This is a genomic window from Nostoc sp. (genome assembly GCF_036917675.1).
In the GTDB taxonomy this organism is placed as follows: domain Bacteria; phylum Cyanobacteriota; class Cyanobacteriia; order Cyanobacteriales; family Nostocaceae; genus Nostoc.
Window position 1 is genome coordinate 92,298 of the sequence record NZ_JBALCT010000014.1, and the last position, 12,813, is coordinate 105,110.

13 protein-coding genes are annotated in these 12,813 nt (G+C 41.9%); 8 read left to right on the top strand and 5 right to left on the bottom strand.

Annotated elements, in window-relative coordinates:
* Positions 1-35 precede the first annotated feature (35 nt).
* The 4 genes from V7K31_RS04215 to V7K31_RS04230 form a co-directional block, all read right to left on the bottom strand.
* On the bottom strand, positions 36-824 hold the full coding sequence (locus tag V7K31_RS04215) for a DUF5331 domain-containing protein (RefSeq protein ID WP_335092771.1): 789 nt from the start codon (positions 822-824) through the stop codon (positions 36-38).
* A 32-nt stretch (positions 825-856) separates the two neighbouring features.
* The gene (bchL, locus tag V7K31_RS04220) at positions 857-1,723 is read right to left on the bottom strand and encodes a ferredoxin:protochlorophyllide reductase (ATP-dependent) iron-sulfur ATP-binding protein (RefSeq protein WP_335092772.1); all 867 of its coding nucleotides are present in this window, start codon (positions 1,721-1,723) and stop codon (positions 857-859) included.
* A gap of 657 nt (positions 1,724-2,380) precedes the next feature.
* Positions 2,381-2,635: a TIGR02450 family Trp-rich protein gene (locus V7K31_RS04225; RefSeq protein WP_335092773.1), complete on the bottom strand. Its 255-nt coding sequence runs from the start codon at positions 2,633-2,635 to the stop codon at positions 2,381-2,383.
* A 37-nt stretch (positions 2,636-2,672) separates the two neighbouring features.
* The gene (locus tag V7K31_RS04230) at positions 2,673-3,056 is read right to left on the bottom strand and encodes a hypothetical protein (protein WP_335092775.1); all 384 of its coding nucleotides are present in this window, start codon (positions 3,054-3,056) and stop codon (positions 2,673-2,675) included.
* 564 nt (positions 3,057-3,620) lie between these two features.
* Between V7K31_RS04230 and V7K31_RS04235 the strand changes: the two genes are divergently transcribed.
* The 3 genes from V7K31_RS04235 to clpB all read left to right on the top strand — a co-directional run bounded on the left by V7K31_RS04235 (position 3,621) and on the right by clpB (position 7,251).
* Positions 3,621-3,983, top strand: coding sequence for a hypothetical protein (locus tag V7K31_RS04235; RefSeq protein WP_335092776.1), 363 nt, complete (start codon positions 3,621-3,623; stop codon positions 3,981-3,983).
* Positions 3,980-4,381, top strand: a complete 402-nt coding sequence (locus V7K31_RS04240) for an HNH endonuclease (RefSeq protein ID WP_335092778.1) — start codon at positions 3,980-3,982, stop codon at positions 4,379-4,381. The genes V7K31_RS04235 and V7K31_RS04240 overlap by 4 nt, the downstream gene beginning before the upstream one ends.
* 230 nt (positions 4,382-4,611) lie before the next feature.
* The gene (gene clpB, locus V7K31_RS04245; RefSeq protein ID WP_335092779.1) at positions 4,612-7,251 is read left to right on the top strand and encodes an ATP-dependent chaperone ClpB; all 2,640 of its coding nucleotides are present in this window, start codon (positions 4,612-4,614) and stop codon (positions 7,249-7,251) included.
* Positions 7,252-7,379: 128 nt separating this feature from the next.
* Here clpB and V7K31_RS04250 read toward each other — a convergent pair whose 3' ends face one another.
* Entirely contained in the window at positions 7,380-7,943 is a 564-nt protein-coding gene (locus tag V7K31_RS04250; RefSeq protein ID WP_334942884.1) for an SRPBCC family protein, read from the bottom strand.
* A gap of 416 nt (positions 7,944-8,359) precedes the next feature.
* Here V7K31_RS04250 and V7K31_RS04255 point away from each other — a divergent pair, with 416 nt between their 5' ends.
* The 5 genes from V7K31_RS04255 (at position 8,360) to V7K31_RS04275 (ending at position 12,793) form a co-directional block, all read left to right on the top strand.
* The gene (locus tag V7K31_RS04255; RefSeq protein WP_335092781.1) at positions 8,360-8,554 is read left to right on the top strand and encodes a hypothetical protein; all 195 of its coding nucleotides are present in this window, start codon (positions 8,360-8,362) and stop codon (positions 8,552-8,554) included.
* A 107-nt stretch (positions 8,555-8,661) separates the two neighbouring features.
* Positions 8,662-8,826 carry a rubredoxin gene (gene rd / locus V7K31_RS04260; RefSeq protein ID WP_335092783.1) on the top strand — a complete coding sequence of 55 codons (165 nt, stop codon included), beginning with the start codon at positions 8,662-8,664 and terminating at the stop codon, positions 8,824-8,826.
* Between the two features lie 51 nt (positions 8,827-8,877).
* The gene (locus V7K31_RS04265) at positions 8,878-10,122 is read left to right on the top strand and encodes an NAD(P)/FAD-dependent oxidoreductase (RefSeq protein WP_335092957.1); all 1,245 of its coding nucleotides are present in this window, start codon (positions 8,878-8,880) and stop codon (positions 10,120-10,122) included.
* Between the two features lie 466 nt (positions 10,123-10,588).
* Positions 10,589-11,641: a UDP-3-O-(3-hydroxymyristoyl)glucosamine N-acyltransferase gene (gene lpxD / locus V7K31_RS04270; RefSeq protein ID WP_335092784.1), complete on the top strand. Its 1,053-nt coding sequence runs from the start codon at positions 10,589-10,591 to the stop codon at positions 11,639-11,641.
* Between the two features lie 954 nt (positions 11,642-12,595).
* Complete coding sequence (locus tag V7K31_RS04275; protein WP_335092785.1) at positions 12,596-12,793, top strand: hypothetical protein; 198 nt, start codon at positions 12,596-12,598, stop codon at positions 12,791-12,793.
* Positions 12,794-12,813 lie beyond the last annotated feature (20 nt).

The following is a 12,813-nucleotide window of genomic DNA, read 5'->3' on the forward strand; positions in this document are numbered from 1 at the left end:
AATCTAAAACTTAAAAATGTGAGGAACGGCAATAATTAAGCGTTGGGGAAGAGACGGGCAATTTCTGATTCATCAAAAACGCCTGCTGGCAGTTCTTCCCCTAAAAAATCGTTACTTTCTTCAGCCTTTTGCAAAGCTGTTTGATCACCCCAGACATCTGATAACACGTCTTTAAACGCATTCTCATCTAATGGACTATCCTCAAGTGCCTGGTCGTCATCCAGCTTTACATCGATTGCATCTGTTGTATCGAAGGCAATTTCCCCAAACTCATCTGCTTCTAGACTAGAGATTTGGAGAGACTCATCTTTTGACTCGTGTTCGTTGGCTAAGGAAATATCGCCAAAGGCATTTTCCGTTTCCTCTAACTCGCTAATCCCCAGGCTTTGATCATCAGAATCCACGATTGCGAACTCATCAACTACCGCCACCGACCCAAAGCCATTTGTATGAGAATGTGTCAATGTTTCATCTTCAGGCTTTTCGTCAATGACATCTGCTGAATCATCTCCGTATTTTTCCGGTTCTGGGTTGATGGCAAAGCGATTACCGAGAGCGAAATCTGGGTCAAAATGCAAATCCAGCACCTCAATCAGCGTATCGGCGTCAGGATTAAGTTTGGCAAAGGGCAACATTAACTGCGCTAGCTTTGGCTCTAGGGCGTTAACTACTCCCAGGATGAGGTAAGAAGGTGGTCGCTTCCCGCCATCAGGGGTGTACACTGATTCCACTTGCATGTGCAGGGTAATCCAGTCCCGATTGTTCTGGAAAAATTGCAACCACTTTTGCTTTAATGAATCCGTAAAGCTGTGAAAGAAAGCCATGTTATTGTCCCCCATCCTGAGAAGTTGGTGATTTATACAATCATCAAGTCTAGTTCTTCTTCTGAATTAGGAACCTGGGGTTTACCCGGATTTAAATAAAAATCGGACAACAAAGAGAACAATTCCCGATCTGGTGTGTCGTTAGGGACAACACCTTCGGGACGCGCCAGAAGTTGGTCAGCGATGTTGAGATAGTAGTCGCAAACGTAGTCTAGAGAAGGGTCTTGTTCTGCCATCTCAAACAAAGTCTTCCCTTTCACACGGGAAACACGGATATCTTCAATCAAAGGTAAAACTTCTAGAACTGGCATGGGCACTGCTTCTAGATATTTTTCAATTAAGTCGCGCTTCGAGGTGCGGTTGCCAATTAACCCAGCTAAACGCAGTGGGTGAGTTCGGGCTTTTTCGCGGACTGAAGCAGCAATCCGGTTAGCAGCAAACAAAGCATCAAAGCCGTTGTCTGTAATGATCAGGCAGTAATCTGCATAGTTGAGTGGTGCTGCAAAACCACCGCAAACTACGTCACCCAGAACATCGAAAAGAATTATATCGTATTCATCAAATGCGTTGAGCTCTTTAAGTAATTTTACGGTTTCACCGACTACGTAGCCGCCGCATCCAGCACCCGCAGGTGGTCCACCAGCTTCTACGCAATCAACACCGCCGTAGCCTTTGTAAATCACATCTTCTGGCCAGACATCTTCGTAGTGATAGTCCTTTTCTTGGAGGGTGTCGATAATTGTGGGAATCAAAAACCCAGTCAGGGTGAAGGTGCTGTCATGTTTGGGGTCGCAGCCAATTTGCAGCACTTTCTTGCCACGTTTAGCTAGGGCGACGGATATATTACAGCTAGTCGTGGATTTACCGATACCACCTTTTCCGTAGACTGCTAGTTTCACTGTTGTTTCCCTCTTATAGCTTCTTGTCAAACTTGTGGCTCAAACATTTGCCTTCACCTGTACTGAGATGGCGATGCGTGAGGTCTGTTGATGTCATTATTGGGCAAATTACATAGAAAAGAAAGTGGCTCTTAATCTGTAAAACCGTCTAATATGATGAATTAAAGATTAATTAGGTTTATTTGGGGTTTTATCAACTCCAAAGACTTTAATAACTCTAAAAACAGTAAATAAAAAGTTTTTATCACTTATTTTTATAAAAATAGTTACAAAATAAAAAAAGCTATAATTAGCTTCTTTGAATGGTTTTTATAGAATTAGCTGATGTTCGTACAACGTGTTTTCAGCGTATTGGGGCGCAGGGTCAAGGGTAAAGAGAGGTATATGCAGCCGGATGCTGGAAATACTAATGGAATTTGCGTTAGCGTAGCTCACCGAAGGTATCGCAGATAAATTGCCAGTTTTCAGTCGGTAGCTAAGACCCTTTAATTGCTGCTTGAGAGTAAGTTAGTCTGATTTTGTAAAAAATTATTAAATTATCAGATATTTTCTCAGATTATTAACCTGAAAACCCTTGTTATTGGTCTGCTGTAGCCAGTGAAGCAGGCGGAGTCTCCTTGATCGGCATTCCCAGTCTCTAACTGGGAACGAGGCTAATCAGGACACCTCAGTTTCAAGTTCCTGGATTTCGTGTAATGTTTGCCAGCCAGGTTGCCACTGAGAGTTATCTTGTAATAATTTGGCATTTATCCAGAAACGGACTTTCGGATCACAAGCCGCAACCATTTCGGCGTAAACCCACTTAGCCTGATTTTTCCGGTTGACAACTTGGAAGTGCCGCCAGCCATCAACTTTTTGCTGTGCCGTCCACTTAGAACCAACTAGGTAAGGAAATTTTTGTTTTTTTGTCATTACTCAATTGTCTCTCCTCTGCTTCCCCAGTCCCCAGCTAAGATGTCACCAAATCACCATTACGGGTAAACTTCTGACAATGCAACTCACTATCTTGCTGGACACATAGCGAAAACCATCTGATATGGCTCCAGCAGGTGTTGATGTTGTTGGTAATTTTGCGCTTCTTCTTGGAAAGTCGTTGTCTTACGACTTCATTAGGGCAAAGAATTTCTAACGTGCCGGTACCATCTTCGTAATTGACGATGCGAAATAGACAGTCTTGCAACATAGCACGGCTGCTGCTGTCGAAGAACCACTTAAATCGGTGTAGCTTTTCCCCTTCAGTCATTTGGCTGATGGGTTTTATTTTCAAGAAATCCTCATCCTCAAAGTCAAAGTCATCATCTTCAAAGTCGTAGGGGTCAATCATTTTCAGCATCCACTAGGCGACCTGGGATTATGGTAACTCTGTGTAGGGGCAGGAGGAAAATGGTGGAGGCAAGGTTGAAGAATTTTAATAGGTGATGCTTGGTGTATGCATTTAGATTTATACTTATGAAGGATTAATTTTGTTTATTACCATGTCTATATAAATATTGTTAAGAGAGTTACCCATACATTCTAATAAAAAAAATAGTAAGCCCAATCAGCAGCCAATACAGTCGAAGGAAATGCTATTAAAGAAGCAATTGCTAATCCTAGAATTCGTTTCATAAAACTGATATCTTAATTAAAATTTGTGCATGGTTAAAATCTGATTTTTGCCTGCAAGAGTATAACTACTTTTTAGCAGGTTTATCAGATACCATATTTTATTTGTCTATTACCTATAACTGGTTCAGTAATTCTGCTCAAACTTAATCTGGTAACACCCTTTAAGTAAAAACTAATTTACAGAGCAAGTATGAATTTCCTATAATCGCTTTTTACAATTTTCAATCGCTTGCTCAGGGGTTGTTCGCGTAGAGCTATAATTTGAGGCAAAGGATTCCAAACTGGAAGCATGACAACAGTAGCAATATTGCCAATCTTTGATGCTGATGGTGAAAAAACTTATCGCGCCATTGCAGGGGATAAGCACTCTGTTGGCAAAACTGCGGGGCAAGCCCTAGATGCGTTAACTACTCAGTTGGGTGAAACGGAGTTCAGCGCACTGCTTGTCATTCAAAATTTTAGCCCTGACCCGTTTTTTAGCGCTAAACAACAAAAACGGTTATCGGAATTGATGAGTTTATGGCGGTTGGCACGAGATCAGGGGCAAGCATTACCACCAGCGCAACAAGCAGAGTTAGATACTTTGGTTGAGACTGAATTAAGAGCAGCAGCAGCCCGAACAGCTGCATTGATACAGCAAGAGAGTTTGTGAATCGGTATTACGCTGCGATCGCTGGGCGTGCCAACCATCGTTGTGAATACTGCCAAGCCCCTGAACTAATTTTTAATTTTCCATTTGAGGTTGAGCATATCATCCCGCTCTCTCGGCAAGGTGAAAACGAGGAAGCAAATTTAGCCCTTGCGTGTCGCTCGTTTAATCTCCGTAAAGGAACTCGTATTAGTGGCATTATGCCTGCTTCCAAGACTGAAGTTACTTTCTTTCATCCCAGACAGGATAAGTGGAGTGAGCATTTTCAGGTTGATACTCAATCTGGCAAGATTATAGGCATTACTTCCTCTGGAAAAGTCACTATCGAATATTTGGAGATGAACAGTACTTCTCAAGTGGCAGCCCGACAATTATGGATTCGCTTGAGTTTGTTTCCGTAGTCGTACAGCACAACAATAAATAGGAAAATCGGAACTAGGGGAAAATACCACTTTTACAAGATGTGAACACCGATCTAGGCGATCGCTCTCCTCTTATTACAATATCTATTGAGAACAGAAAGAAATTTTATTTACTTGATGTCTTGGTGGTAGCCCGTCTTCAAAAGTTCAGATAGACCCGAACCGCCGCTTCGACAAGCTACTAAGCCTCTACGTTCCTCAAAAATCCTATGCAACCTACTAATCCAGACCAATTTACAGAAAAAGCCTGGGAAGCGATCGCCCATACTCCTGATATTGTTAAACAATATCAACAACAGCAGATAGAAAGTGAACATCTGATGAAAGCGCTGCTAGAACAAGATGGTCTAGCAACTGGGATTCTCACAAAGGCGGGTGTTAATCTTCAAAAACTGCGCGAGTCTCTTCCAGAGAGGCTTCGCCAACGCACTGAACAATTTTTACAACGTCAGCCAAAAGTATCCGGTACCAGCAGTTCTGTCTACTTAGGACGCAGCTTGGATACACTTCTAGATCGAGCAGACGGATATCGTAAAGAGTTTCAAGATGAATATATTTCAATTGAACACTTATTGCTGGCTTACGCTAAAGATGACCGCTTTGGCAAAGCTTTATTTCAAGAATTCGGTTTAGACGAAAGCAAACTAAAAGATATTATTAAACAAATTCGGGGGAACCAAAAAGTGACCGACCAAAATCCAGAAGGCAAATACGAAGCACTGGAAAAATACGGGCGTGATCTCACAGAAGCCGCGCGTAAAGGTCAACTCGATCCAGTGATTGGACGGGATGATGAGATTCGCCGCACCATCCAAATTTTGTCACGCCGTACCAAGAATAACCCTGTGTTAATTGGTGAACCAGGTGTTGGTAAAACTGCGATCGCTGAAGGATTGGCACAACGCATTATTGCCGGTGATGTCCCTCAATCCCTCGAAAACCGCAAGCTAATAGCTTTAGATATGGGTGCTTTGATTGCCGGGGCAAAATTCCGGGGTGAATTTGAAGAACGCCTGAAAGCAGTATTAAAAGAAGTTACCGAATCTCGCGGTGATATTGTTTTATTTATCGATGAAATTCACACCGTTGTCGGCGCTGGTGCAAGCCAAGGCGCGATGGATGCGGGTAACTTATTAAAACCAATGTTGGCGCGGGGCGAATTGCGCTGTATTGGGGCGACAACGTTAGATGAATACCGCAAATATATCGAAAAAGATGCGGCATTGGAAAGACGTTTCCAGCAAGTTTATGTAGATCAGCCTAGTGTGGAAGATAGTATTTCGATTTTGCGCGGGTTGAGAGAACGTTATGAAAACCACCACGGGGTAAAGATTTCTGATAGTGCTTTAGTTGCAGCAGCGATATTATCGAGTCGATATATTAGCGATCGCTTCTTACCAGATAAGGCAATTGACTTGGTAGATGAAGCCGCAGCTAGGCTGAAAATGGAGATTACCTCCAAACCTGAAGAACTCGACGAAATTGATCGCAAGATTCTGCAATTGGAAATGGAGAAGCTTTCGCTGCAAAAAGAAAGTGATGCAGCTTCTCGTGAACGTCTAGAAAGACTGGAAAAAGAAATTGCCGATCTCAAAGAAGAACAAAGAACACTCAATACTCAATGGCAATCTGAAAAAGATATTATTGACAAAATTCAGTCCGTTAAAAAAGAGATTGAACAGGCTAACTTAGAGATTCAGCAAGCAGAACGCGACTACGATCTTAACCGCGCCGCGGAGTTGAAATACGGCACTTTGACCAGTTTGCATCGTCAATTGGAAGCAGTAGAAGCTGAATTAGCAAGCACTCAAAGAAGTGGTAAATCACTATTACGGGAAGAAGTCACAGAAGGTGATATTGCTGAAATTATTTCTAAATGGACAGGGATTCCGATTAGCAAGTTGGTGGAATCTGAGAAAGAGAAACTGCTGCATTTAGAAGATGAACTGCACCACCGCGTGATTGGACAAGAAGAAGCAGTCACAGCTGTAGCCGATGCAATTCAGCGATCGCGCGCTGGATTGGCTGATCCTAATCGTCCGATCGCTAGCTTTATTTTCCTTGGGCCGACGGGTGTGGGTAAAACTGAATTGGCGAAAGCACTGGCGGCGTATATGTTCGATAGCGAAGATGCGCTGGTGCGAATCGATATGTCGGAGTATATGGAGAAACACGCCGTCTCGAGGCTGATTGGTGCGCCTCCAGGATACGTGGGTTACGAAGAAGGCGGACAACTTACAGAAGCGATTCGTCGCCGTCCTTACTCAGTGATTCTCTTTGACGAAATCGAGAAAGCACACCCCGATGTCTTCAATATATTCCTGCAAATTCTTGATGATGGTCGCGTCACTGATGCCCAAGGTCATAAGGTAGACTTCAAAAACGCTATTATCATCATGACCAGCAACATCGGTTCACAGTATATTCTCGATGTCGCCGGAGATAACGCCCACTACGACGAAATGCGCCGTCGAGTCATGGAGGCGATGCGAAATAGCTTCCGTCCAGAGTTCCTTAACCGAGTTGACGAAATCATCATCTTCCACGGCTTAGATAAGAAGGAATTGCGGCAAATTGTGCTGTTGCAAGTTGAGAGATTGCGGAAAAGATTGGGCGATCGCAAAATATCCCTCAAACTCTCGGATATTGCACTTGACTTTTTAGCAGAAGTAGGGTATGACCCAGTATATGGGGCGCGTCCACTGAAACGGGCGATTCAGCGAGAGTTAGAAACTCAAATTGCTAAATACATCTTGCGCGGCGAATTCAACGACGGCGACACTATTTTTGTAGATGTGCAAAATGAAAGGTTATCGTTTAGCCGTTTACCAGTCGAGGTGTTTAAGTAAGTGGGCAAGAATAAATCCAACCATGTTAGGCAATGTAAATCTAATTAAATTGATTCGTAGTAGGGGCTTGAGTCCTTACTACAAACCTTTAATTATTCACGTCCACTTACTTACCAGCTAATTAAAGATCAATACGCTTGATTCTTACACATAACTTGTCGCATTTTACGCATATTCGTAGGTAACTCAAAGTTCATGGCTTGTTGAATAAAAATTGAAGGTATGGGGATATTAGGCGTAGCTTGCACACTGTAAGCTAGTAGAGTACCATTACCACAATCTTCTAGCTCCAACTTGGCTGTAAAGTCCAGAAAAGTTCCTTTCACCATACGGAATTGGATTTGTTGACCTAGTACTTCCACGACGTTGAGATAAATTTCAACTTGAGCCGTGAAAAAGACAAAGGCTTTTTGTGCTACTTGATACAGATGTTTGGTATCGCCTTTATGCAAAACTTCGCTTTTGATGATGTCAGGAAAATATTGTACCCAACAAGGGTAATCAGTTAGTTGCTGCCAAACTTGCGATCGCACCATCGGCAAATACATCCAGGCTGTCACAGCGCCACCCCACGTCTTGTGCGATCGGGTTTCTACCAAAATTTCACCCTCTACGAGCAACCTTTGCTTGTCTTGATTCCAAGCCATATCTGAACCTGCAATAATTGAGTCTGATATATAAGACGCAGACATAATGATTTAAGTTACTCCTCAACTCATCCACCTAAATGAAGTTGAAACTACAAGTCATAAAACTTGATTTAGATCCAACCCACTAAATTTTAGTTCCAGTCTAATACTTATTCTGGAAACGTGGCTTTTTGGTAATTATTTCAGACAGTTTACGATCAAACCTGTATTTCTGAACACAATTAACACAATCAATACTTAAGTGAGTTTTATCAAAGCAATATTTGTAGATAAAAAACTGCGTTGTTAACAGCTAGAATTGCACAAACACTACCTAATATCAAGCACCTTAGCCCAACGTTTGGATATCATTTCTCGATTTTTACGTGTTATTTATGATGAAACTGTAACTTCATCGTAACTTCATATTTTATTGTCAATATCAAATGTAATGTCTGTTGAGTTGAGAGGAAAAGTAGGTGAGTCAATCTTCTTTAAATCGTAGATTAATCCAGATTTTTGGTATCCTTCTTGGCATTAGCGTCGCCGTCTGGGTACTGAGAGGCTTTGGTATTCTCACTTTTATTCCAGGTGGAATTATTTGCCTATTTCTACTTGGGGCGATCGCAATAGCCATTATCAGTTATGTGCAAAGGAGATGGTGGCGTATTTAATTTCATGCCGTAGTCTAGTTTAAGAATTGTAGCGTGCTTATTGTAACTCTGTACATGAAGTATTTAATTAGTAAAGCAATGCCAACAATTTACTAGAGGAAAGGAGCATGGCAAAGTATAAATGTACTGTTTGCGCCTATGAATATGACCCAGAAGTAGGCGATCCAGATAGCGGTATAGAGCCGGGAACAGCCTTTGAAGATATACCAGATGATTGGGTATGTCCGACTTGCGGTGCGACAAAAGAGGACTTTGAACCTGATGAAGAGTGAACAGAACAGCTAGCCTAGAGAGTAGGTGCTTTAAAAGAGATATTTTTGAAATTGTTACCGTTACAAATTGTAGTTATTGGGGGTGGGGCTGCGGGATTTTTTGGCGCGATCGCTTGTGCTAAAGCAAATCCCCAAGCCGAAGTTACTTTAGTTGAAGCCAGTCGCCAACCCCTAGCGAAAGTGCTAATTTCTGGTGGCGGACGCTGCAACGTTACTCATGCTTGCTTTGACTCTGAGGAGTTAGTGCAAAATTACCCCAGAGGTGCAAAAGCTTTGCGGGGTGCTTTGACTCGCTTTGGCCCTCAAGATACAGTAGCTTGGTTTGCTGCTGGTGGAGTCTATCTCAAAACTGAAGCTGATGGCCGGATGTTTCCTGTCACCAATACTTCAGAAACCATTGTGGAATGTCTAATTAAAGCAGTAGCGACATCTGGAGTAAAACTCCGTATCGGTACACACGTAACTTCAGTGAAACGAACCGCAGCAGATGGGGGGTTTGAAATTCTTCTGAAGTCGGGAGAGACGATTAAATGCGATCGCCTACTTCTGGCGACCGGTAGTAGCCTTGTGGGTTATAAAATTGTCCGAGAGTTAGGTCATCAAATTGAACCGCCAGTACCCTCGTTATTTACCTTCAATATTCTCGATCAAAAGCTGAGGGAATTAGCTGGAGTTAGCGTTAACCCTGCTCAATTGCGGTTATCTGCGGGCGGAAAATCCCAATTACAACAAACTGGGGCATTGCTAATTACTCATTGGGGTTTGAGTGGCCCCGCCGTTTTGAAGCTTTCTGCTTGGGGTGCGAGAGTTCTGCACCAAAACCGCTATCAAGCCACATTATTGATTAATTGGCTGCCCCTTATGCACCAAGAACAAGTGCGAGAAAAAGTTTTAGCAGTCAAGGATGAATGGGGAAAGAAAGCGATCGCATTGCATCGTGGTGTTGATCTACCCCATCGTCTCTGGCAATATATCATTGCCCGTGCAGGCATTACCACAGAAGACCGTTGGGCAGAAATATCTAGTAAAACATTAAATCAATTGGTGCAAGAACTTACTCAGGGACAATATTTAATCAACGGTAAAGGAGCCTTCAAAGAAGAATTTGTTACCTGTGGCGGCGTCAACCTCAAAGAAGTCAACTTCAAGACAATGGAAAGTAGATTAGTTCCTGGTCTTTATTTTGCCGGAGAAATCTTAGATATTGATGGCGTTACCGGTGGGTTTAACTTCCAAAGTGCTTGGACAACTGGGTATTTAGCAGGGATAGCAATGGCGACTAGCCAGACAGCTTAAGAGAGTTAGTAGTAAGCACTTAAGTGCTTACTACTAACTTATAAAAATTAATTTAGCAGAATAATATAACAGTTCTATTTAAAATTTATTATTAAAAAGATAACTTTTAAATTTTATCTTACTCCTCTCCTTATCCAATATTCAGCATCTTCTACATATACCTCTATCCAATCCCTAACAAATGTGTTTATTTATTCGATTGTGTCCTTTTCATGTAGCATATAAACAGAAAAATCATCTTGTTCATCGTTAATAATAAAACTTTAGTGCTAATAGCTCAAGTCTGTTTAAATTGACTCATGACATTACTTTTAGTCAGTTTCAACAGACTTTTGCTATTAGCCAGTGACTTGAGTCCCTGGCGGTTCAAATATTTTCGCAATAGGTTTACTAATTATCTCGCTAGTACAAAGCGGCAAAAATAAAGCTACCATCCTTTGTAGATCAATTTTGAACACACCCAACAATGAAATTCAGCGAAATCCTCCGCCAATTTGGTGAAGCAGCCACCAATCATAGCCTGACTAGCAACCCAGACCATGACCCAGAAATTACCGGGATAGCAGCTATTGATGAAGCTACCATCGGTACTCTCAGCTACGTAGAAGGTGCAAAATTTGGGTCTTTTATCGGCAAGACCAATGCTAGTGCTTTAATTTTGCCCCAGGACGAAAAATTACAGGTGCTTGCACACCAAAGCGATATTGTCTGGATAGCGACCTCAGATCCGCGACTGTTGTTTGCCAAAGCGATCGCACTTTTTTACCAACCATATCGCCCCATCCCAGAAATTCATCCCACTGCTGTGATTCACTCCACCGCAAAAGTTGGTAGCGATGTTTATATTGGCCCCCATGCTGTGATTCAACAAGGGGTAGAAATTGGCAATGGCGTAATCATTCATCCGAATGTGGTGATTTATCCAGATGCCAAAATAGGCGATCGCACCACCTTACACGCCAACTGTACCATCCACGAACGTACCCACATTGGTGCAGATTGCGTCATTCACAGTAGTGCTGTCATCGGTGCAGAAGGCTTTGGTTTTGTTCCTACCCGGACTGGTTGGTTCAAAATGCAACAATCTGGCTATACAGTCTTAGAAGATGGCGTAGAAGTAGGCTGCAATAGCGCCATTGACCGCCCAGCCGTGGGAGAAACCCGGATCGGTCGCAATACAGTAATTGATAACTTAGTGCAAATAGGTCATGGTTGCCAAATTGGTGCAGGCTGTGCGATCGCCGGTCAGGCTGGTATGGCGGGCGCTGTAAAACTTGGGAATCGGGTAATTTTAGCTGGGCAAGTAGGAATTGCCAATCAAGCGAAAATTGGTGATGGGGCGATCGCTTCGGCTCGAACTGGCATTTTACACGATGTTGCAGCAGGAGAAATTGTCTCTGGAACTCCAGCCATTCCTCATAAACTATATCTCAAGGTATGTGCTGTTTATAGTCGCCTACCAGATATGTATCAATCGCTAAAACAATTACAACGTAAATTAAACAATAGCAATGATTAACTTCATCTAAACCTCACCGAATTTTAGATTTTAAATTTTGGATTTTGGATTGAAGATTCAAAATCCAAAATTTAAATAGGTCTGAAGGCGAGAGCGTTTCTAAGAATTGCCCCCGAATTTAAATGTGAGAATAAATCTAAAATTACTTGACTTGCCCGTGACTTTATTGCTCTTTTCAATCTAAAATCTAAAATCCAAAATTGATTTCGGTCTGGCAAATACATTCCCAAAGGCATAGATACCATAACCGGGAAAATTAGCGCTCGCAAATGTCGTGTAGGATCTCTGATTACTGAAAACCTTAGATAATAAATATAATCTCAGGAGTGAGCGCAGTCAAACTAACATCCTCAGTCACAGCAATAACGTCGCCGAAAACGGGCGCTCCGAAGAATATGACCGGATCTAAGTATAGATGAGTCATTGGTAAAAGTACCAAAAGCAACGCACTGGCTCCCCTACAAAACGGGATTTGGAGTGATTAGAGTATTTTTAAATCATGTTTCAGCGAATGTTTGAATAGCGTATAGGTTGTATATAGCAATCCTAAATCATTCGTGAGAGACAAAATCGCTGAAAGGCTTTAAAATAGGTACTTTTAATCTCAGTATTTTCTCACGTTTCAATTCGGATTGCTATAGTTTGTGCGAATCAATTTAATTTTTAACAATGGCTCACAAATATATTAACTAAAATTATCCTTGAAGTATTAGAATATTATTATTAAAGTTAGAAATAAAAATATTTATTTTCCCTAAAAAAAGTCTGGATAATAAATAGCTAATACATCTACTTTGAGAAATATATTTTTTGAATTTATTACTTTCTGAAGAGGTAAATGAACGATGGCATATGCCGGAGGATAGATATGTACGTACAAATGATGTAAACAAACTTGTCTCATTTTTACAGCAAGCTTGACGATAAAAAAACAATCAGAAATAAGAGGAAAAAATGCCCAGGCTCGTAGGACAGCGCTCTAATACTGGAGCAAACATCACCGTTCTCATCACCCTTGTTGCCATCTTCGGGGTACTCCTAGAATACTTTGGCGTTATTGACATAGTTCCCGGTTTTGGCAGAGAGGGACGATACTTTCAGCTAAAAATTCAGCCAACCAACGAACAAGTGACTGGACAACCCAATCAATAAAAACTGCGAGGGATAGATAA